This is a genomic window from Serratia sp. SM04, from assembly GCF_040280225.1.
GTDB classification, from domain to species: domain Bacteria; phylum Pseudomonadota; class Gammaproteobacteria; order Enterobacterales; family Enterobacteriaceae; genus Serratia; species Serratia sarumanii.
On record NZ_JBEOQT010000008.1, the window covers coordinates 41,473 to 61,075 of the forward strand.

General features: G+C 59.4%; 20 protein-coding genes. 8 read left to right on the forward strand and 12 right to left on the reverse strand.

The features are described from left to right. The first annotated feature begins 85 nt into the window (after positions 1-85). From rpmB to mutM, 3 genes are all read left to right on the forward strand, one after another. Positions 86-322, forward strand: a complete 237-nt coding sequence (gene rpmB, locus ABTW55_RS12880; protein WP_004931195.1) for a 50S ribosomal protein L28 — start codon at positions 86-88, stop codon at positions 320-322. Positions 323-333: 11 nt separating this feature from the next. Next, positions 334-501 (forward strand): 50S ribosomal protein L33, encoded by a 168-nt coding sequence (gene rpmG / locus ABTW55_RS12885; RefSeq protein WP_002442576.1) that lies wholly within the window; start codon positions 334-336, stop codon positions 499-501. A gap of 81 nt (positions 502-582) precedes the next feature. Further along, positions 583-1,398 carry a bifunctional DNA-formamidopyrimidine glycosylase/DNA-(apurinic or apyrimidinic site) lyase gene (gene mutM, locus ABTW55_RS12890; protein ID WP_049195713.1) on the forward strand — a complete coding sequence of 272 codons (816 nt, stop codon included), beginning with the start codon at positions 583-585 and terminating at the stop codon, positions 1,396-1,398. 4 nt (positions 1,399-1,402) lie between these two features. On the opposite strand, the gene coaD is transcribed toward mutM, so the two are convergent. From coaD to waaA, 3 genes are read right to left on the reverse strand one after another with little or no spacing between them, the layout of a single operon-like run. Beyond that, positions 1,403-1,888, reverse strand: coding sequence for a pantetheine-phosphate adenylyltransferase (gene coaD / locus ABTW55_RS12895; protein ID WP_033631353.1), 486 nt, complete (start codon positions 1,886-1,888; stop codon positions 1,403-1,405). A 3-nt stretch (positions 1,889-1,891) separates the two neighbouring features. Continuing rightward, positions 1,892-2,665: a glycosyltransferase family 2 protein gene (locus ABTW55_RS12900; protein WP_041037400.1), complete on the reverse strand. Its 774-nt coding sequence runs from the start codon at positions 2,663-2,665 to the stop codon at positions 1,892-1,894. Beyond that, complete coding sequence (gene waaA / locus ABTW55_RS12905) at positions 2,666-3,943, reverse strand: lipid IV(A) 3-deoxy-D-manno-octulosonic acid transferase (protein WP_025304695.1); 1,278 nt, start codon at positions 3,941-3,943, stop codon at positions 2,666-2,668. It abuts the gene before it with no gap. 125 nt (positions 3,944-4,068) lie between these two features. On the opposite strand from waaA, the gene ABTW55_RS12910 reads away from it, so the two are divergent. Next, entirely contained in the window at positions 4,069-5,082 is a 1,014-nt protein-coding gene (locus tag ABTW55_RS12910; RefSeq protein WP_047570013.1) for a glycosyltransferase family 9 protein, read from the forward strand. Positions 5,083-5,126: 44 nt separating this feature from the next. Here the strand turns inward: ABTW55_RS12910 and ABTW55_RS12915 are convergent, their stop codons facing one another. Genes ABTW55_RS12915 through rfaQ form a run of 3 tightly spaced genes read right to left on the reverse strand, consistent with a single transcriptional unit; the run spans position 5,127 to position 8,436 of the window. Next, a complete protein-coding gene (locus ABTW55_RS12915) occupies positions 5,127-6,227 on the reverse strand; it encodes a glycosyltransferase (protein ID WP_033649738.1) in 1,101 nt (366 codons plus the stop codon). A 2-nt stretch (positions 6,228-6,229) separates the two neighbouring features. Beyond that, entirely contained in the window at positions 6,230-7,357 is a 1,128-nt protein-coding gene (locus ABTW55_RS12920) for a glycosyltransferase family 4 protein (RefSeq protein WP_060423712.1), read from the reverse strand. Continuing rightward, complete coding sequence (gene rfaQ, locus ABTW55_RS12925) at positions 7,354-8,436, reverse strand: putative lipopolysaccharide heptosyltransferase III (RefSeq protein WP_060423715.1); 1,083 nt, start codon at positions 8,434-8,436, stop codon at positions 7,354-7,356. Before rfaQ ends, ABTW55_RS12920 begins: the two co-directional genes overlap by 4 nt. A 210-nt stretch (positions 8,437-8,646) precedes the next feature. Between rfaQ and ABTW55_RS12930 the strand changes: the two genes are divergently transcribed. Both ABTW55_RS12930 and ABTW55_RS12935 read left to right on the forward strand, forming a co-directional pair. Further along, entirely contained in the window at positions 8,647-9,603 is a 957-nt protein-coding gene (locus ABTW55_RS12930) for a polysaccharide deacetylase family protein (protein WP_033636469.1), read from the forward strand. 8 nt (positions 9,604-9,611) lie between these two features. Continuing rightward, entirely contained in the window at positions 9,612-10,706 is a 1,095-nt protein-coding gene (locus ABTW55_RS12935; protein ID WP_060423718.1) for a glycosyltransferase family 9 protein, read from the forward strand. Between the two features lie 36 nt (positions 10,707-10,742). On the opposite strand, the gene ABTW55_RS12940 is transcribed toward ABTW55_RS12935, so the two are convergent. The 6 genes from ABTW55_RS12940 to rfaD are packed head-to-tail and all read right to left on the reverse strand — an operon-like array spanning position 10,743 to position 17,116. Continuing rightward, positions 10,743-11,720, reverse strand: coding sequence for a glycosyltransferase (locus ABTW55_RS12940; protein ID WP_060423721.1), 978 nt, complete (start codon positions 11,718-11,720; stop codon positions 10,743-10,745). Then, entirely contained in the window at positions 11,717-12,958 is a 1,242-nt protein-coding gene (locus ABTW55_RS12945; RefSeq protein WP_033649733.1) for an O-antigen ligase, read from the reverse strand. The genes ABTW55_RS12940 and ABTW55_RS12945 overlap by 4 nt, the downstream gene beginning before the upstream one ends. 28 nt (positions 12,959-12,986) lie before the next feature. Next, positions 12,987-14,153 carry a glycosyltransferase gene (locus ABTW55_RS12950; protein ID WP_033654528.1) on the reverse strand — a complete coding sequence of 389 codons (1,167 nt, stop codon included), beginning with the start codon at positions 14,151-14,153 and terminating at the stop codon, positions 12,987-12,989. Further along, positions 14,150-15,115, reverse strand: a complete 966-nt coding sequence (rfaC, locus tag ABTW55_RS12955) for a lipopolysaccharide heptosyltransferase RfaC (protein WP_033636464.1) — start codon at positions 15,113-15,115, stop codon at positions 14,150-14,152. The genes ABTW55_RS12950 and rfaC overlap by 4 nt, the downstream gene beginning before the upstream one ends. Positions 15,116-15,117: 2 nt before the next feature. Next, positions 15,118-16,164: an ADP-heptose--LPS heptosyltransferase RfaF gene (gene rfaF, locus ABTW55_RS12960; RefSeq protein WP_060423724.1), complete on the reverse strand. Its 1,047-nt coding sequence runs from the start codon at positions 16,162-16,164 to the stop codon at positions 15,118-15,120. A gap of 22 nt (positions 16,165-16,186) precedes the next feature. Beyond that, on the reverse strand, positions 16,187-17,116 hold the full coding sequence (gene rfaD / locus ABTW55_RS12965) for an ADP-glyceromanno-heptose 6-epimerase (protein ID WP_016929696.1): 930 nt from the start codon (positions 17,114-17,116) through the stop codon (positions 16,187-16,189). 240 nt (positions 17,117-17,356) lie between these two features. On the opposite strand from rfaD, the gene kbl reads away from it, so the two are divergent. Then, positions 17,357-18,553, forward strand: a complete 1,197-nt coding sequence (gene kbl, locus ABTW55_RS12970) for a glycine C-acetyltransferase (protein WP_033636462.1) — start codon at positions 17,357-17,359, stop codon at positions 18,551-18,553. A gap of 9 nt (positions 18,554-18,562) precedes the next feature. Then, the gene (gene tdh / locus ABTW55_RS12975; RefSeq protein WP_033649729.1) at positions 18,563-19,588 is read left to right on the forward strand and encodes an L-threonine 3-dehydrogenase; all 1,026 of its coding nucleotides are present in this window, start codon (positions 18,563-18,565) and stop codon (positions 19,586-19,588) included. Positions 19,589-19,603 lie beyond the last annotated feature (15 nt).

Below are 19,603 nucleotides of genomic sequence, written 5' to 3' on the forward strand. Positions count from 1 at the left end.
GTTTGCTGAGATGGGCTCTAAAAGCCTGACGAGGCGGCCATACCCTATACGAAGCTCGAGCTGATTTGATTTTTGGAGAATAGACATGTCCCGAGTCTGCCAAGTTACTGGCAAGCGCCCGGTGAGCGGTAACAACCGTTCCCACGCAATGAACGCGACCAAACGCCGTTTTCTGCCTAACCTGCACTCACACCGTTTTTGGGTTGAGGCTGAGAAGCGCTTTGTAACTCTGCGTGTATCTGCTAAAGGTATGCGTGTTATCGATAAGAAGGGTATTGAGACGGTTCTGGCCGATCTGCGTGCCCGTGGTGAGAAGTATTAAGGAACTGAATCATGGCTAAAGGTGTTCGCGAGAAGATCAAGCTGGTTTCTTCTGCTGGTACTGGTCACTTCTATACCACCACGAAGAACAAGCGTACTAAGCCGGAAAAATTGGAACTGAAGAAATTCGATCCAGTTGTCCGTCAGCACGTAGTATACAAAGAAGCTAAAATTAAATAATTTTAGTGGATTAATGAAAAACCCGGCCTTGGCCGGGTTTTTTGTTTTATAAAGGGTAGAAAACGTCGGAGGGGAAGCCAGATGCCTGAATTACCGGAAGTTGAGACGAGCAGACGCGGTATAGAGCCTTATCTTGTCGGCCACAGCATTCAGTATGCGGTGGTGCGCAACGCGCGCCTGCGCTGGCCGGTTTCCGAGCAGATCCTGACGCTGAGCGATCGGCCGGTGCTCAGCGTGCAGCGCCGGGCCAAATATCTGCTGATCGAGCTGGAGAACGGTTGGATTATCGTGCACCTGGGCATGTCGGGCAGCCTGCGCATGCTGCGTGAGGAAAACGAAGACGAAGCCGGCAAACACGACCACGTCGATCTGGTGATCAGCAACGGCATGATCCTGCGCTATACCGATCCGCGCCGTTTCGGCGCCTGGCTGTGGTGCGAAGATTTGGCGACCAGCAACGTGTTGGCGCATCTGGGGCCGGAACCGCTGAGCGAAGCGTTCAACGGCGACTACCTGTATGAAAAATCACGTAATAAGCGCACGCTGATCAAACCGTGGCTGATGGATAACAAGCTGGTGGTCGGGGTCGGCAATATTTACGCCAGCGAATCGCTGTTCAGCGCCGGGATCTTGCCCGATCGTCCCGCGGGATCGTTGAGCAAAGCTGAAGCGGCGCTGCTGGCGCAGACCATCAAGGCGGTGTTGCAGCGCTCTATCGAGCAGGGCGGCACGACATTGCGCGACTTTTTGCAGTCGGACGGAAAACCGGGATATTTCGCGCAGGAACTGCAGGTTTACGGTCGGGCGGGAGAACCCTGCCGCGCGTGCGGCACGCCGATCGAATCCGCCAAGCACGGGCAGCGCAGCACCTTCTTTTGCCGCCGCTGCCAGCGCTGAGCAATTACTCGGCGGCGAGCTTCGCCATCAGCGCCTGGGTGACCACATCCGGCAGGAAAGGCGCGATATCGCCGCCGTGACGGGCGACCTCCTTCACCAGTGAGGAGGAGATGAACGACCACTCTTCGGAAGGCATCAGGAACACGCTTTCCAGCGTCGGCATCAAATGGCGGTTCATGTTCGCCAGCTGCAATTCGTATTCAAAGTCAGACACTGCACGCAGGCCGCGCACCAGGATATTGGCATTTTGGTGAGCGGCAAAGTGCGCCATCAGCTCGCTGAAGCCCAGCACTTCCACATTGCCCAGATGAGAGGTGACCTGCGTCGCCAACGCCACGCGTTCATCCAGGCTGAACAGCGGCTTTTTACTCGGGCTGGCGGCGATGGCCAGAATCACGTGATCGAACATCAGTGATGCGCGCGTCACTAAATCCAGGTGGCCGTTGGTCATGGGATCGAAGGTCCCGGGATAGATGGCTTTGCTGGTCATGATTCACTTCTCTGAGTAGTTGCGGCCCAATGCCCATAATGCGGCATATTTATTGAAGGTATATTGCGCGTTGACCACCGCTAACAGCAACCCCTGTTTACCGTCGAGGAAGCCGGCCCGCAGCAGCCAGGTTTTGACGAAGGCGCCGAGCGTGTGGGTCAGGATAGACAGGTAGCCGCAACGCTTGCCGGCCCGGTGGCGTTGCGTCGCCCACTCTTCGGCGTAGCGCAGCTGTTTGCGCTGGAAGGCGAAGAAATCGCGGCAGGTCAGGTGCAGCATATCGCCGCTGAGGGGGATCACTTTGGCGCCGCCGATGTTCAGCGATTCGTGCACCAGATCGTCGTTATAGCGATAGCGTCGGTTGGCGTACAGGCGGTTGACGCGGTCGGGATACCAGCCGCTGTGGCGCATGAAGCGGCCAAGGAACAGATTGCGCCGCGCACAGCTGTAGACGGCGCCGTCGTCCGGCGCGTTCAACACCCGTTCGATGGATTGCCGCAGCTCGGGCGTGACGCGTTCGTCGGCGTCGATCATCAGAACGTAGTCATGGCTGGCGTAGCTTTGCGCCAGCTGGCGCTGCTTGCCGAACCCTTGCCAGTCGGTGTGCGTGAAGACTTTGGCGCCCAGGCTTTCGGCGATGGCGACGCTGTCGTCCTCGCTGCCGGAGTCCAGCACGATGATTTCATCGGCCCACTCGACCGAGCGCAGACAGTCCGGTAACAGCCCGGCTTCGTTTTTGGCGATCATCACCACCGACAGGCTTTTGCGGCTGCTCATTTAGTGGCTCCGGGGCGGCAGGTGCGGTTCCAGCAGCTGCAGCAGGCGCTGCAGCGCTCCCTGATTCTGATACAGCACTTCCACCGCATGGCGGCCGTAGTAGCGGCGGTAGTCTTCGTCGGTCAGCAGGGTTTCCACTTCCTTCACCAGCGAATCCACGTCGGTCACGGTGATCAGGCCTTCGGCCTGCGAAAGCTTGGCGCAGATGTCTTTGAAGTTGAAGGTATGCGGGCCCATCAACACCGGGATGGCGTGCGCGGCGGCTTCCAGCGGGTTGTGACCGCCGCGTTCCACCAGGCTGCCGCCGACAAAGGCCAGATCGGCGATGCCGTACAGCAGCATCAGCTCGCCCATAGTATCGCCGATCACCACCTGGGTGCTGCCGGACGGAATTTCGCCGCTGCTGCGCAGGGTGTAGCTGAAGCCGGCTTTCTGCACCAGCTCCTTGGCGGTCGGAAAGCGCTCCGGGTGACGCGGCACCAGGATCAGCAGCAGATCGGGGTGTTTTTCCAGCAGTTTGCGGTGCGCTTCCAGCAGGATGGTTTCTTCCCCGTCATGGGTACTGGTGGCGATCCACACCGGGCGGCGCGGCGCCCATTGGCGGCGCAGCGTAACGGCGCGGGCGGCCAGCTCCGGGGTGACGGAGATATCGAACTTCAGGCTGCCGGTCACGGCCAGCTGAGAGCGCTTCAGGCCCAGCTCGATAAACCGATCGCCGTCTTCCTGGTTCTGGGCGGCGATCAGCGTGATGCGGCGCAGCATATCGCGCATGAATCCGCCAATTTTCTTATAGCCGGCGGCGGAGCGGGCCGACAGGCGCGCATTGGCGATCACCAGGGGGATCTGCCGCTGATGCAGCGCGTTGATCAGGTTGGGCCACAGCTCGGTTTCCATGATGATCACCAGCTTGGGATTCACCTGATCGAGGAAGCGGTTCATGGAGCCGGGCAGATCGTAGGGCAGATAGACATGATGCACGTCTTTGCCGAAAGCGGACTGGACGCGTTCTGAACCTGTTGGGGTCATTGTGGTCACAGTTATCGGCAAAGCGGGGTAACGATGGCGCAGCGCCCGCACCAGCGGGATGGCCGCCAGCGTTTCGCCGACGGAGACGGAATGCAGCATGATGCCGCCTGGCACGACTTTCCCGGCGCAGAAGCCATAGCGTTCCGCCCAGCGTTTACGGTAGGCTGGAGCTTTGCGGCTGCGCAGCAGTAAGCGGAGCCAGATCAGGGGTTGGATGAGGTAGAGTAGTACCTGATATAAACGCAGCAACATTCTATCAATTTCATTTATATGGGTTATTCGGAATAGTACCATAACTGGAAGGGAAAGGCGCTAATTTGGTAACCTTGGGTGTCAGTTTCAGACAACCGGCGAGCGATTTCGCCGACAGGCTCGGAATGAAGAATATTTTAATTATTCGCCGCGATAACATCGGCGATCTTGTTTGCACCACGCCCTTGATTGAAGGGGTGAAAATTGCCTATCCGGACGCAAAAGTTTATCTGCTGATCAATAAAGTCAGCCAGGACGTCGTTAAAAACAACCCTCATCTCGAGAAAGTCTTTGTCTATAAAAAGGCCAAGCACAAGGCGAAAAATGAGACCACGCTGGGCGTTTATTTCGAGCGTCTGATGATCTTCCTGAAGCTGCGCAAAATAAAATTCGATGCGGTCATTCTGGCCAACCCGGTGCCTTGCAAATACAGTTTACGTTTAGCGAAAATGGCTGGCGCCACCCATATCATCGGCGCCGATTTGGGCACGAAAGATATTCATCGCCCGTTCCGCAAGGACGATTTCCGCGGTCAACATCAGGTCGAACATACCTACAGCTATTTATCGGCGATAACCGATCAATCCATTCCGATCCCGCCGGTGCGGGTGTTTCTGACGCCTGAAGAGCGGCAATTGGCGGCGCAACGGCTGCAGGAGCGTCTGCCGCCGGTCGAGCGCGTATGCGCCGTGCACATTAGCAGCCGCAGCCCGAAAAGGCGTTGGCCGGTTGAACGCTATGCCGAAATCATCAACCGTCTGGTTGCCGATCCCCACACCGGCGTGCTGATCTTCTGGTCGCCGCAGGGCACCCTGGCGCCGGACGACATCGGCGACCAGCAGCGCGCCGAACAGCTGCTGGCGCTGTGTCAAAACGAACGCGTCGCGCTTTATCCGACGGCGTCGGTGCGTGAGCTGTTGGGCGGGTTTGATTTATGCGACCGGGTGCTGTGCAGCGACGGTGGGCAGATGCATCTTGCCGCCGCGTTGAATAAGGACATGGTAGTGTTCTTTGGCGATACCGATAAAGCCTCCTGGCATCCATGGACCGGCCGTCATCATATTTTGCAAAGTGAGTCGGGGCACTGTGAGGATGTTTCTGTCGATGAGGTTTGGCAGAAAATGCAGGCGCTCAGCTAGTGAAGAAAATAAGGCAGGCATCCCCTGCCTTATTTCATTCTTTATTATTTTCTTTCCAGTTCCAGATATTGGCGGCAAATAGGCTCAAGCCCATAGCTCAGCAATTGCTGTTGATTTATCTGCGGCGGATTGGCGTAAATCTCCGCCATTTTTTCTGCCAGCGACGCTTCGTTTAATTCCGCCAGCGCGTTAGCCATGCCGGCTTTTTCCAGAATTTCCGCAGGGCCACCCGGACAACGAGTGCTGACCACCGGTGTGCCGCACAGCAGCGATTCTACCAGCACGTTGCCAAACCCTTCGCTGTCGGAGCTGAGCACCAGCAGCGAGGCATGGCGAATAAACGGGTAGGGATTAGCCTGGAAACCGAGAAACAGCACGCGCTCTGCAATGCCCAGGTCTGTCGCCAGACGTTTGACCTCGGCGACTCTGGCGTCGTCCCCGGCGCCGATCAAGGCCAGCGGCGCCTGAATGCCGGAGTGCGCATAGGCTTTCAGCAGGCGGTCATGCCGCTTGGTGGCGTGAAAGCGGCCGACGTGCACCAGATAGTCCTGGCCGGCCAGTTCGCAAGGCATCGCCGCCTGTTGCTGGATGGCGTCGATATCGAACGGGTTGTTGATGACCGCCAGCCGGCGCGGGCGGATCGGCAAGTTCTGCTGCAGATCGTCGCCGACCGCCCGTGAAACGGCGACGATATTTCTTCCCTGGTAAACGTTGGCGATTTTGCGTTGCTTCAGCCAGCGATCCAGGCCCTTGCGGTGGCCGAGGTAGGAGGTGGAGAGAATGCCGTGAATGCAGAACCACAGGCGATCCGCGGCCAACCGCTTGCTGCGGCTGACGATGCGATCGGTTTTATGCAGGTTGGAGAACACCAGATCGAACGCGCCGTGTTGGCGCTCGTGTTCGGCTATCGCCCGATCCAGCGCGCCGGCGCGGCGCGACAGCTCGGTCAGCTTGCGCCAGGGGGCGCGGCTGCGATCGGCCACCACCTGATAATCAATGCCCGGCGGGATAGGGTAATTGCAGACGTCGCGCAGCGAGATCAGACTGACGTCATGCCCCTGTTGCTGCATGCCCTGGCACAGGGTCAGCACCACTTTTTCCGCGCCGCCTCCCGGCAGGCCGTCGATGATCATCAGAATACGCATAGCTAATCCAGTAACCGGTTATAGAGGGAAATAAGCTGTTCGGACAGATGCGCCGGCGTAGCCGGCATAATACGCAGTCTTGCCGCTTCGCCCATGGATGATCCCAGCGCCTGGCGCGGCAGCGCGCGAATGGCCTCCGCGATGGCCGGTACGTCGAGTGCATCGGTCACGAAGCCGTTCTGGCCGGGGGTGATAAACTCGGCGCCGCCGCAGGTGGTGCTGGTGATAACCGGCAGGCCGCACGACATCGCTTCCAGAATCACATTCGGGAACGGATCGTACAGCGTCGGCAGCAGCAGCGCATCTGCGGCCTGATAAAACGGCAAGGTCTGCTTCTGCACGCCCATAAAGTGAACCCGATCGCTGCAGCCCAGCGACTGTGCCAGCGCCCGGTAGCGTTTTTCGGCCTTGTCTTTGCCGACCACCAACAGGTGGCTGTCGGTCGCTGCCACGGCGCGGATGGCGGCCGCCAGCCCTTTGCGCTCAAAGCCGGAACCGACGAAAATCAGGCAGTGCGCCTGTTGCGGGATCTGATACTGCTCGCGCAGACGTTGGCGCAGGGCCTCGTCGGCGGGCGGGAACTTTTGATTATCGATGGCGTTATAGATCACCGTGATTTTGTCGGCGGGCACGCCAAAGTCCGCGATGATTTCCTGCTTGATCATCTCGGCGTTGCAGATGACGGCTTTCAGCTCCGGTGCGGCATACATGGCGCGTTCGGCGCACATCACATAGCGGTGATAACGGTTGGAGAACAGCCATTTGCGGCGCCATTCCGGCAGCAGACGCGCGCGTTGCAGCAGCCAGCGGCGGTGTACGCCGTCGCCGGCGCGGTAGATGTCGCAGCCGGGAATGCGCTCGTGGCTTTGCACCAGATCAAAATGCTCTTTCTGCCACAGCGCCCTGGCCGCCACGGCGAAGCCCCGTTCGCGGCTGATGCGGCCGAGTTTTAGCGGGTTGCACAGGTGGATATGCCAGTTGGGATTGGCGTCACCCTGCCATTCGCGGGTGATGACGTTCAGATCGAGATCCTGTTGCTCCAGCGCCTCCAGGGCGCGGGAAACGAAACGTTCGGCCCCGCCGTCCGGGCGGTATTTTTGGCGAACGATCGCCAAACGAAATGCTTTCATGCCAGCGTGCTCCGCGCGGCTGCAATCACCGCGTCTGTAGGAATAAGGTCGAGATACCGTTCGTCGGTGCCGGTATTGATGGCGTCCGGATCGGGCAGTTCGCCGAAGTCGCCGGCCCAGATCACGGCGCCGGTAGCCTGCCACGGCCGCCAGAAAGTCAGCTTGGAAGGGCCGAACAGCGCTACGCACGGCGTGTGCAGCGCGGCGGCCATGTGCATCGGCACCGAATCCACGCCGATAAACAGCTTGGCGTGGTCGATCAGGGCGGCCAGCTGGCGCAGCGTCAGCTGGCCGGCTAACGAAATCACGCCCTGCGGCGGGCAGAGCGCCAAAATGCGCTCTACCATGGCTTGTTCTCTGGCGTCGGGGCCGGAGGTGATCACCAGCTGGTGGCCGTCGGCCTGCAAGGCGGTGAGGGTGGCGGCCATTTTCTCTTCGCTCCAGCATTTGAAGAACCAGCGCGAGGTGGGCTGCACCACAATATAACTGCCGGTGACGCCCTGTTTCTGCAACCGTTGCTCACATGCCTGCCAATCCTGCGGATCGTAACTCATGGTCACATGATCACTGAGCGCGGGCAGGTTCAGCGGCGCCAGCAGCGAGAGGTTTTGTTCGACGGTATGCAGGTGGGCGTGATTGTCGACCGGCACCAGCTGCGTGTGGCAGTGGCGCCACAGGAAGCCGCGGCGTTTAGGGAAATCGAAGCCCAGACGGATGCGCGCGCCGGTCAGGCGCGTGAGGATGGCGCTGCGCCACTGATCGGCCAGGTTGACCACCAGATCGTAGCGCTGCGCCTTCAGGCGGCGCAGCAGCGCCAGTTCGTGCCCCAGATGCGCGCGGGCGCCCTGTTTTTTCCATTGGCGGTCGATGGCGAACAGCGTCGACAGTTCCGGATTACTGGCCAGCATCTCCTGCGTTTCCTGATACAGCAGCACATCGATCTGCGCCTGCGGGTAGTTTTGCCGCAGGCTGCTGATGACCGGCGTGACCAGCAGCATATCGCCGTGATGGCGCAGTTTTATGATCAAAATACGCTGTACGGATGGGGCGGAAGTTGGGGCTGGCGCGTCGTTCATCATGAGTCGCTTTCTGGGAAACCAATCTTTGATTCTAAATGACCCGATCGCATGTGGCTACTGTTGCAAGGTTTTCTTGCCGGGCCGCAAAAAAGTCGTCGAGCCGGGGACGAATGCGTTTCAATGTTGTCCAAACCAGGCAGCAAAGTCGTTTGCCCTGGCGAAACGGGCTGCGTAACATAGTGCATTCTGTTGATATCAGGCTCGATATTCATGACTAAACCGGCGTTTCTCATCACCATTGATACCGAAGGCGATAATCTGTGGCAAAACCACGATCGCATCGCGACCGAAAACACGCGTTTCTTGCCGCGCTTTCAGGCATTGTGCGAAAAATACGCCTTCAAACCGGTTTATCTCACCAACTATGAAATGGCGATGGATCCGGCTTACGTCGAGTTCGCGCGTGACGTGATCGCCCGCGGCGCGGGTGAAGTCGGCATGCACCTGCACGCCTGGAACAGCCCGCCGCTAACGCCGCTCACCGACGACGACTGGCGCCACAAACCGTATTTGATCGAGTATCCCGCCGATCAGATCCGCGCCAAGGTCGATCACATGACCAAGCTGCTGGAAGATGCCTTCCAGACCAAAATGCTCAGCCATCGCGCCGGCCGCTGGGCGTTCAACGAATATTATGCCTCGCTGCTGCTGGAGTATGGCTATCAGGTCGACTGCTCGGTGACGCCGCGCGTCAACTGGCAGTTTTCGCCCGGCAATCCGCAGGGCAACGGCGGCACCGATTACAGCCGGTTCCCGTCGCAGGCCTATTTCATCGATCCGCAGAACATTGCCAAACCGGGCGCTTCGGCGCTGCTGGAAGTGCCGATGAGCATTCAGTACAAGCACTCGGCGCTGATGAACGCGTTCAAGCAAGGTTATGATCGGCTGCGCGGCAAGCGGCGTTCGCCGTCCGTCAACTGGCTGCGGCCAAGTGGCGGCAACGTGGCCAAGATGATAAGCGTGGCTGAAGCGTCGCTGGCGCAGGGGCATGACTACGTCGAGTTTATGCTGCACTCCTCCGAGTTCATGCCGGGCGGCAGCCCGACGTTCAAAACCGAGCAGGATATCGAAGTGCTGTACCGCGATCTGGAACAGCTGTTTGACTGGCTGCAGCAGCGCACGGTGGGCATGACGCTGGCCGAGTATTATCAACTTAAAGCGAATTAAGCACGCACATGTCGAAAAAATGGAAAATCAAGGTTGCCGACTGGTTCTTGCGGCGCTATACGGCGAAGTACGGCCGTTTTCAAGACAAGGCGACGTTCGACGGCGCCCAGCAGTTTGACAATATCGTCATCTATTCCACCACGGCGTTGGGCGACTTCATGTTCAACACGCCGGCATTGAGGGCGATGCGGGAACGCTACCCCAATGCGCACATCACGCTGGTGGTGCACAAGAAAAACCGCGAGCTGGTGGAAAACGGCCGCTATTACGATCGCGTGGTGTATTGGGACAGCAAGATCAAGACGATCCGCCCATTGCTGAAATCGCTGCGCGAACATCAGCCGGATTTGGCGCTGATCCTGCACTCCCATCTGCCTTATGACATCATCAGCGCCGTACTGGCCGGGGCGAAGTACATTATCCGCGATAACTACAGTTCGGGCATTTGCGGGCTGGAGCCTTGGCTGACCAACTATGTCTTCCATTATTACGGCCACTTCGTGCGCCGCAAGCTGGAGCTGATTTCCATTTTGGGCTGCCGCAGCGACGATCCGACGATGGAAATTCCCGTGGATTATCAGCGCGGCGTCAAAAGCAGCGAGCATCCCACCATCGGGTTTCAATTGGGGGCATCTACGGAGTCGCGTTGCTGGCCGGTTTCGCACTATGCGCGGCTGGCCGATGAGCTGGTGGCGAAGCACCCTAATGTACGCATCGTGCTGATTGGCGCACCGTTTGACGACGGCAAGGCCAAACAGTTTATGAGCCTGATCGGCCCGCAAACGCAGGCCAGCGTGGATAACCAGATCGGTAAAACGGGGCTGCAAGGCTTGCTGACGTTGATTGACAGTTTCCATGTTCTGGTCACCGGCGATACCGGGCCGCTGCACTTGGCGGTGGCGTTGAAGGTGAAAACCATCAGCCTGTTCGTGACCGCCGACTCACGCTCCACCGGGCCGATTCAGGATGCTGAACTGCACCGCATCATTCAGGTGTCGCGTACCGGTTATACGATGCCGCTGGAGGCGGAAAGCCCGATGGGGGTCATCCAACCGCAGCGGATTTATGACGAGCTGGTCGCACACGTGCCTTTAGCGCGCTAAAGGCGAGACGACCCATCGGCCGCCAGGCCGATGCGGTTAGCGCGGCCTGCGCCCGCGCAGCTTAGAAAGAAAGGTATCCACTCGCGCATAGCGCATCTGGCGGACTTTTTTGCCCGGCACGTCGCTGTTGCGGCAGACGTCGGCGGCGCAGCGCAGGATGTGCAGCGTTGCCGGCGCGTAATGATAATAACCGTATACTGCCTTCGACATGCTTTTCACCTCGGAAAAGCAGTTGGCCAGCATCAGGGCGGCCAACCGGCGCAGCGGCTCATCCCCGGGATGCTGCGCCACAAAACGCAGCATCTTCTCCATGGCGAACAACATATCTTCAATATCTTTGGGTTTGATATTGCGGGTGATGCCCTGGCTGTTGTCCCGATAGAAGTAGAGTTCGCCGTCAAGATGGGCGATGCGGCGAGTTTTGAAATACTGAAAAGGCGTAAAAATCACGTCTTCGTAGCGCCTGCCTTCTTCGAACGCTTCCCCTGCCAGCAGCGTGCGTTTATATACCCGGCTCCAGAGATGCCACATCGAGCGTGCAAACAGCGGTTGCAGGCTGCCCAGTCCCAATTGTGAAAAGTCGTAGGCTACGGGCCGCGCCGCGCGGTTATCCGGTGTCGGCGGATGCTCGGTGAACTTCTGATAATTAAAATCGATCAGGTCATATTCACCGGCGGTAAGCTGGGGGCGCAGGAGCGCCAGATAGTCGTCGCTCAGCAGATCGTCGCCGTCGAGGAAGGTGATATAGCGTCCGGTGGCCAGACGTAAGCCGACGTTGCGGGCGTGCGCAATGCCGCCGTTGGCCTGTGAAGTAAAGACCACGCGCGGGTGCCGCCGCTGCGCCAGATATTGGCTGACCAGCGCGCCGGAGGCGTCGGTGGAGCCATCGTCGATGATCACCACCTCGATATCGTCGCTAATCTGTGCAAATAACGAATCCAGCGCAGCGATAACGAACGCTTCGTTATTATAAAACGGCACGATAACGCTGAGCAGCGGCTGCTGAGGATTCACGGGGTGGGCTCCTGAACAGGGGGCTGTTTCGTGACGGAAAGAACGGCGGCGATCAGCGCCAGGCCGAACATGGCGGTACCTTCCGTGCTGAAGAAGATGACGTCGCTCAGGCCGTAAACGAACAGGCTGGCGCTGACGCTCAGCAGCAGCGCGTTGCGCTGTGGCCGGAAGGAAGAGAAAAACAGGCTGACATACAGCGCCAGCAGCAGCAGTACGCCCCAGACGCCCTTGAGCGAGTAAGTTTCCAGCAGCTCGTTGTGCAGGTGGACGTTGATGTAGGGCATGACGCCAGACAGGCGGGGTTGCTGTGCGACCATCGCACGGATCTCTTCGCCGCGCTGTTCGGCGGATTGGCCCCACGGGGCTTGTGACCCGGTATGCCATGCCAGCGTTTGCATCGACAGCCGGGAAATGATGGAGTTTTCAGTCTGCGGCTGGTCCATCAGGCGCATGTCGGTCTCAAAAGCCTGAATGCGTTCTTCTATCTGCGGTTTAAACACCAGGCCGCAGGCTACGAGCAGCAGCGGTACCGAGGCCACCAACGCAAGCTTGTGTTTTCTGGAAACCAACTGCTTGGTGGCCAGCAGCGACAGGCAGACCGCCACCGGATAGACCAACATGGCCGCGCGCGTGCCGGTGAGCACCAGCGCAGAGAAGGACAGCAGGAATGCCGCAATGTACAACACCAGGCGGTAGCGGGTGCGCAGCATCAGGATGGCTTGCATCATGACCAGATCGATGGCGGTCATCAGATAGGCGGCGACCGTGGCGCGATCGAAGTTGAGCTCTACGCGCGGGATATCCAGACGCAGCCCCTGATAGAGGGAATAACCGTTGATCGCCAGACCGGTGGCGAGAGCCACAACGATCAGCAGGCGCTGTACGCACAACCGCTCATTGAGCGCAATCAGCAAGATGAAAGCGGTCGCGAGCTGCAGTTTGCCGGTCGACATATAAGAGCGATAAATATTGATGTACTCACCCGGCTGTTTGAAGTGATGCATCCAGAGGATGGTTCCCATGCCCACGCTGAACATCAGCGCGGGCAGCAGCAGGTTTCTAACGTTGCTGAAGTAGTAGCGCGGGTACAGGCAAACGGCGATAAAGGCGATGTAGCTGGAAACGTAAAACAGATTGCGTCCGGTCGCGGAACCGAAAGGAATGGTGCAAAAAGCGATGGCGCACCCCAGATAGATCAGATAGCTGAAGGCAGGGTGCGGCGTTCTGTGTTTTAGCATCGGGCGTATTTTCCGGCTCACGTTTCAATTAAGCGATAAAGGATCGCAGCGTGTCGTCGAATTCAACTTTGAACTGAGCATAGTTAAAATGTTCCGCAGGATAGCGCTGCGCATTTCGGCTCAGAGTCTGGTAGGTTTCTCGCTCCAGCAATTTCTCAACGGCATCCGCACAATCGATATGCGACAGCAGCTTGGGCGCGACCAGGCTGTCGGTCAACGGATCGTAGACCTCATGCGGGAAGTCGACCTCGATATCGGTGAGCTGCCGGTGTTGTTCGATGGTGACCGACGGCGTCAGGCCAATGCCGCAGACCCCGTCTTTCACCGCTTCCGGCTGGCCGTCGACCTGCGGGAAGATGACCGGCACGCCGAAATAGAGCGATTCCATGCAGGACAAGCCGAACGGCTCGGTGATCGGCGTGCTCATGTAGATGTGCGTGCGATTGAAGAAGCCGGCGACGTCATCCTGATAACCGCTGAAGGTGACGCGATCGCCGAGCTGTAGCCGGGCCGCCAGCGCCTCGAACGCCGCGCGATCCGGCCCTTTGCCGGCCACTTCCAGCGTGACGTCATGCCCGCGCCGCAGCAGTTCCTGCATCATCAATAATGACACGCTGATGCCTTTCAGGCTGACCAGGCGTGAGGCAGTACCGATCCTGACCGGCTGCGACAGGGTTTTCGGCGCAGTGTCGATCCCCGCCGGCGTTTTGATGCGGTTGATCACCACGTGATTTGGGCAAGGCAGATTAAAGCGCAGCTCCATCACCCGCTTCGACGCGTGTGAGGCGGAAATGACGCCGTCCAGCATGGCGAAGAAACGCAGCGTCTTTTTATTCTTGGGGTAACGCCAGGAGCAGCCGTGATCGTAGTAAACCAGCTTGCCGCGCTTGGGTTTGGCCGCCAGCCCCGGCACCAGGTCCCAGACGATCACCACGTCGGCGTTCGCCCGCTCGATTTTCCACTTCAGCAAAAATTTGCGCAGGAACTGCGGGCAGCGCAACGGCAGCGCATTGATCAGGCGGTTGGCGAAGGTGACGGGCTGATGCGCAGGCAACTGGCGGCGGATTTCTTCGCCAATGTCGCCGCTGATGCACAAGACCTGGTTGCTGCCGTCGGTGGTATCGTTGATGTACTGCAGGAACAGGCGTTCGACGCCGCCCATTTTACCCAGGTTGATAATGTGCAGTTTTTTCATGCTATAACCTTTTGCAACGCCTGCCATGCCGTATCGGCGTCGATTGTCGCCATGCTTTTTTCCGGCGAAATCAACGAGTGCTGATTTTGCCCGTAGCCGCCGATCAGGCCGGGATCGGTCGGCCCGAACAGCGTGATGTTCGGTTTGTCGAGCGCGGCGGTCAAATGGCTGAGCCCGGTGTCGACCGAGACCACGCCCTTGGCGCCGGCCAGCACCTCGGCCACCTGCTGCAGGCTGAGCTTCGGCAGCACTTCGACATGTGAAAAACCTTCCGCCAAGCGCAGCGCGCGCTGATGTTCATGCTCTGCACCCCACGGCAGTTTGATCTTCAACCCGCTGTCCGCCGTCAGCGCGATCAGCTCGCGCCAGTTTTGCTCCGGCCAGTGCTTGTCGTCACGCGTCGTCGCGTGCAAAAACACCAAATACCGCCCGGCATCGGCCGGCGGGCTGCTGAGAAAGCGCGCGGCGATTGCGTAATCGCCGTAGCTGCCCGGTTTATCGTAGCCAAGGCTTTTGGCGAACAGTTCGCGCGTGCGTTCCACCGCGTGCTGCTGCTTGTCTATCTCATGGCGCACGTTGTAGAACCAGCTGGCGAACGGCTCGCGCGCGCTCTTGCAGTCCAGGCCATGTTTATTGCCTTTGGCGATGCGCGTGATCAGCGCGGCGCTTTTGATCAGGCCCTGCGCGTCGATCACTACGTCATAACGGCGTTCTTGCAGCGCGCGCTTGAAGTCGCAGCGCTGTTGCCGGGTGTCGTTGCCGAACCAGTTCTTGCGCCAGCGGCGAATGGCCACCGGGATCACGCGATCCACCGCCGGGTGCCAGGTCGGGATTTGGCTGAAACCTTCTTCCACCACCCAGTCGAAGCGGATATCGGGAATGGCCTGCAGCGCGTCGGTCAGGGCGGGCAGCGTATGCAGTACGTCCCCCATTGAGGAGGTTTTTACGATTAACACCTGCATGACTATTCCTCGCTGGCGACAAGTAGCGGCGTCAGCGCGTCCAACACTTGCTGCGGCTGAATATCGATCAAACTTTGGTGGTATCCCTGCTCGGCATCGCCCTTACGCACCTTGTGGTAGCCGCTGATCAGGCGAATTACCCGCGCCTTGTCCGAGAGCGGCGGCGTGAAGTCGGGGCTGCTTGGGCCGTACAAGGCTATCAGCGGTTTGTTCAACGCTGCGGCAACGTGCATTAAACCGGAGTCGTTGCTGACCACCGCCCGGCAGGCCGCGATCAGGATCACCGCCTGCTCCAGCTGGGTTTTTCCGGCCAGGTTAAGGCAGAAATCGCGGGCGTCTTCCTGCAGCGCGGCGCGGATCTGTTCGCCGGCCTCGTGATCTTTCGCCGAGCCGAACAGCGCGATCTGATAGCCGTTCTCGATCAGCCGCTGAGCCAGCGTCGCGTAGTGATAGTGCGGCCAGCGTTTGGCGGGGCCGAACTCCGCGCCCGGGCAGAAGCCGACGATCGGCCGGCTGTCGGTCAGGTTGAAGGCTGCGGTGGTGTCGGCGATCTCTTCGTCGCTCACCTGCAGCTGTGGCCACAGCAGCGGCTGCGGCAGATCGTCGGCGCGCTGAATGCGGCCTTTGTCATAGGCCAGCGCCACGTAGCGTTGCACCATCAGCGGGAAGGCCGCCTTGTCGAGCACGCGGACGTCGTTCAGCAGGCCGTAACGCATTTCGCCCCGCCAGCCGGTGCGCTGCGGGATATCGGCGAAGAAGGGCACCAGCGCGGATTTGAACGAGTTGGGTAGAACGTAAGCGCGATCGTAACGGTTGGCGCGCAGGGTGCGCCCCAGGCGGCGGCGCTCGCCGAGCCCCAGCGCGCCGTGGCCCAGCGGCATCGCCAGCGCCTGATTGACTTCCGGCATGCGCGCCAGCAGCGGGCGGCACCAGGCCGGCGCCATCACATCGATCTCCGCCGACGGGTATTCGGCCTTCAGGGTGCGATAGAGACTTTGCGACATCATCATGTCGCCAACCCAAGAAGGGCCGATAACCAGTATTTTCATACCCAGCGTTAATTCCTTCAGCTTATGCGGTGCGGTTCAACCAGGCCATATACTCTTTCACCCCTTCGGCGACCGTTTTGAACGGTGCGTCGTAGCCGGCGGCGCGCAGCTTGGTCAGATCGGCCTGGGTGTACGCCTGATAGCGGCCCTTCAGCTTCTCCGGGAACTCGATGTATTCCACCGCGCCCTTCTGGTGGAAGTCCACCACCGCGTCGGCCACCGCCTGGAAGGTTTCCGCCCGGCCGGTGCCGCAGTTGAAGATGCCGGATTTGCCGGTTTCCCAGAACCACAGGTTAACCGCCGCCACGTCGCCGACGTAGATGAAGTCACGCTTGAAGTTTTCGCTGCCGGCGAACAGTTTCGGGTTTTCGCCGCGGTTGATCTGGGTATTCAGGTGGAAGGCGACGCTGGCCATGCTGCCTTTGTGGCCTTCGCGCGGGCCGTAAACGTTGAAGTAGCGGAAGCCGCAGATCTGCGAGTCCGCTTCCGGCAGGATCTCGCGCACGTACTGATCGAACAGGAATTTGGAGTAGCCGTACACGTTGAGCGGCGCTTCATACTCACGCTCTTCGATGAACTCTTCGCGGCCGCCGTAAGTGGCGGCGGAGGAGGCGTACAGGAACGGGATTTCGCGATCCAGGCAGTAGTGCAGCAGGTCTTTGGAGTACTGATAGTTATTGTCCATCATGTACTTGCCGTCCCACTCGGTGGTCGCGGAGCAGGCGCCTTCGTGGAAGACCGCTTCGATATCGCCCAGATCGTCACCGGCCACGATGCTGGCGATAAAGTCTTCTTTATCGATATAGTCGGCGATGTCCAGATCGACCAGGTTGACGAACTTGGTGCCGTCTTTCAGGTTATCCACCACCAGGATATCGCGATATCCCTTGTCGTTCAGTGCCTTAATGATGTTGCTGCCGATCATGCCGGCGCCGCCTGTGACGATAATCATTGGGTTACCCCTGCTAAGCTGCCTGGCGGGGCACAATGCCCCACGCTCAATGGCGGTTATAATAGCATTTCATGCCGCGGCAAACAGCGGAAGGGCTCCGAATATCCCGCATTGCCATTGAAGTCCGCTTTTTGCCGTGATATCTGCTGCAATTTTAATATTCTCTCCCGCGCATTCTCGTCAGTTTGGTTACAAATCAGTAAAATATGCCGCAAATAGCCCAATCCTGGAGATAACCGAATGTCAGCGTCTTTTTATCAGCAGTTGGAACAACAGCTTGCCGCCACTCGCAGTGAAGGGCTGTTCAAGGAGGAACGCATCATCACCTCCGCGCAACAGGCGGATATCGCCGTCGCCGACGGCAGCCATGTGATCAACTTCTGCGCCAATAACTACCTGGGCCTGGCCAACCATCCGGCGCTGATCGCCGCCGCCAAGTCGGGCATGGACAGCCACGGTTTCGGCATGGCGTCGGTGCGCTTCATCTGCGGCACCCAGGACAGCCACAAGCAGCTGGAACAGAAACTGGCGGCCTTCTTGGGCATGGAAGACGCGATCCTCTACTCCTCCTGCTTCGATGCCAACGGCGGGCTGTTCGAAACCCTGCTCGGCCCGGAAGACGCCATTATCTCCGATGCGCTGAACCACGCGTCGATCATCGACGGCGTGCGCCTGTGCAAGGCCAAGCGCTATCGCTACGCCAATAACGACATGGCCGAGCTGGCCGCGCAGCTGAAGCAGGCCAAAGCCGACGGCGCGCGCCACATCCTGATCGCCACCGACGGCGTCTTCTCGATGGACGGCGTGATCGCCAACCTGAAAGGGGTGTGCGATCTGGCGGACGAATACCAGGCGCTGGTGATGGTGGATGACTCCCACGCGGTGGGCTTTGTCGGCGCCAACGGGCGCGGCACCCATGAATACTGTGAAGTGATGGGTCGCGTCGATATCATCACCGGTACGTTAGGCAAAGCGCTGGGCGGCGCGTCCGGCGGCTACACCGCCGCCAGGAAAGAAGTGGTGGAGTGGCTGCGTCAGCGTTCGCGCCCGTACCTGTTCTCCAACTCGCTGGCGCCGGCGATCGTCGCCGCGTCGATCAAAGTGCTGGAACTGCTGGAAGAGGGCGATGCCCTGCGCGATCGCCTGTGGGCCAACGCGCGTCTGTTCCGCGAAAAAATGACCGCCGCCGGCTTCACGTTGGCCGGCGCCGATCATGCCATCATCCCGGTGATGCTGGGTGAGGCGAAGCTGGCGCAGGAATTCGCCAATGCGTTGCTCAAGGAAGGCATCTATGTGACCGGTTTCTTCTATCCGGTGGTGCCGAAAGGCCAGGCGCGCATCCGTACCCAGATGTCTGCCGACCACACCCCGGAGCAAATCGAACGCGCAGTGGCGGCGTTTACACGTATCGGTAAGGATCTTGGCGTTATTGCATAAGGTAAAACCATGAAAGCACTGTCAAAACTGAAAGCGGAAGAAGGGATTTGGATGACCGACGTGCCTCAGCCGGAGCTGGGCCACAATGACATCATGATCAAAATCCGCAAAACCGCGATCTGCGGCACCGATGTGCATATCTACAACTGGGACGAGTGGTCGCAAAAAACCATTCCGGTTCCGATGGTGGTCGGCCATGAATACGTCGGCGAAGTGGTGGCGATCGGTCAGGAAGTCAAAGGCTTCAGCATCGGCGATCGCGTGTCCGGCGAAGGCCACATCACCTGCGGCCATTGCCGCAACTGCCGCGGCGGCCGCACGCACCTGTGCCGCAACACCGTCGGCGTGGGCGTGAACCGTCCGGGCAGCTTTGCGGAATACCTGGTGATCCCGGCGTTCAACGCCTTCAAGATCCCGGATAACATCTCCGACGAACTGGCTTCGATCTTCGATCCGTTCGGCAACGCGGTGCACACCGCGCTGTCGTTCGATCTGGTTGGGGAAGACGTGCTGGTGTCCGGCGCCGGCCCGATCGGCATCATGGCGGCGGCGGTGTGCAAACACGTCGGCGCTCGCCATGTGGTGATCACCGACGTTAACGAATACCGCCTGGAACTGGCGCGCAAGATGGGTGTGACCCGCGCGGTGAACGTCAGCAAGGAAAACCTCAGCGACGTGATGGCCGAGCTGGGCATGACCGAAGGGTTCGACGTCGGTCTGGAAATGTCCGGCGCGCCGCCGGCGTTCCGCACGCTGCTCAATGCGATGAACCACGGCGGACGCATCGCCATGCTGGGCATTCCGCCTTCGGATATGTCGATCGACTGGAACCAGGTCATCTTCAAAGGGCTGTTTATCAAAGGGATTTACGGCCGCGAAATGTTCGAAACCTGGTACAAGATGGCGGCGCTGATCCAGTCCGGTCTGGATTTGAGCCCGATCATCACCCACCGATTCTCGATCGACGAGTTCCAGCAGGGCTTCGACGCCATGCGCTCCGGCAAGTCGGGTAAAGTGGTGCTGAGCTGGGATTAATCTCGGCAGACGTGA

What these genes read in the sequence shown, in the direction of transcription:
- rpmB (WP_004931195.1), top strand. Translation starts at nt 86, where the DNA reads ATGTCCCGAGTCTGCCAAGTTACTGGCAAGCGCCCGGTGAGCGGTAAC.
- rpmG (WP_002442576.1), top strand. Translation starts at nt 334, where the DNA reads ATGGCTAAAGGTGTTCGCGAGAAGATCAAGCTGGTTTCTTCTGCTGGT.
- mutM (WP_049195713.1), top strand. Translation starts at nt 583, where the DNA reads ATGCCTGAATTACCGGAAGTTGAGACGAGCAGACGCGGTATAGAGCCT.
- coaD (WP_033631353.1), bottom strand. Translation starts at nt 1,888, where the DNA reads ATGACCAGCAAAGCCATCTATCCCGGGACCTTCGATCCCATGACCAAC.
- ABTW55_RS12900 (WP_041037400.1), bottom strand. Translation starts at nt 2,665, where the DNA reads ATGAGCAGCCGCAAAAGCCTGTCGGTGGTGATGATCGCCAAAAACGAA.
- waaA (WP_025304695.1), bottom strand. Translation starts at nt 3,943, where the DNA reads ATGTTGCTGCGTTTATATCAGGTACTACTCTACCTCATCCAACCCCTG.
- ABTW55_RS12910 (WP_047570013.1), top strand. Translation starts at nt 4,069, where the DNA reads ATGAAGAATATTTTAATTATTCGCCGCGATAACATCGGCGATCTTGTT.
- ABTW55_RS12915 (WP_033649738.1), bottom strand. Translation starts at nt 6,227, where the DNA reads ATGCGTATTCTGATGATCATCGACGGCCTGCCGGGAGGCGGCGCGGAA.
- ABTW55_RS12920 (WP_060423712.1), bottom strand. Translation starts at nt 7,357, where the DNA reads ATGAAAGCATTTCGTTTGGCGATCGTTCGCCAAAAATACCGCCCGGAC.
- rfaQ (WP_060423715.1), bottom strand. Translation starts at nt 8,436, where the DNA reads ATGATGAACGACGCGCCAGCCCCAACTTCCGCCCCATCCGTACAGCGT.
- ABTW55_RS12930 (WP_033636469.1), top strand. Translation starts at nt 8,647, where the DNA reads ATGACTAAACCGGCGTTTCTCATCACCATTGATACCGAAGGCGATAAT.
- ABTW55_RS12935 (WP_060423718.1), top strand. Translation starts at nt 9,612, where the DNA reads ATGTCGAAAAAATGGAAAATCAAGGTTGCCGACTGGTTCTTGCGGCGC.
- ABTW55_RS12945 (WP_033649733.1), bottom strand. Translation starts at nt 12,958, where the DNA reads ATGCTAAAACACAGAACGCCGCACCCTGCCTTCAGCTATCTGATCTAT.
- ABTW55_RS12950 (WP_033654528.1), bottom strand. Translation starts at nt 14,153, where the DNA reads ATGAAAAAACTGCACATTATCAACCTGGGTAAAATGGGCGGCGTCGAA.
- rfaC (WP_033636464.1), bottom strand. Translation starts at nt 15,115, where the DNA reads ATGCAGGTGTTAATCGTAAAAACCTCCTCAATGGGGGACGTACTGCAT.
- rfaF (WP_060423724.1), bottom strand. Translation starts at nt 16,164, where the DNA reads ATGAAAATACTGGTTATCGGCCCTTCTTGGGTTGGCGACATGATGATG.
- rfaD (WP_016929696.1), bottom strand. Translation starts at nt 17,116, where the DNA reads ATGATTATCGTCACAGGCGGCGCCGGCATGATCGGCAGCAACATCATT.
- kbl (WP_033636462.1), top strand. Translation starts at nt 17,357, where the DNA reads ATGTCAGCGTCTTTTTATCAGCAGTTGGAACAACAGCTTGCCGCCACT.
- tdh (WP_033649729.1), top strand. Translation starts at nt 18,563, where the DNA reads ATGAAAGCACTGTCAAAACTGAAAGCGGAAGAAGGGATTTGGATGACC.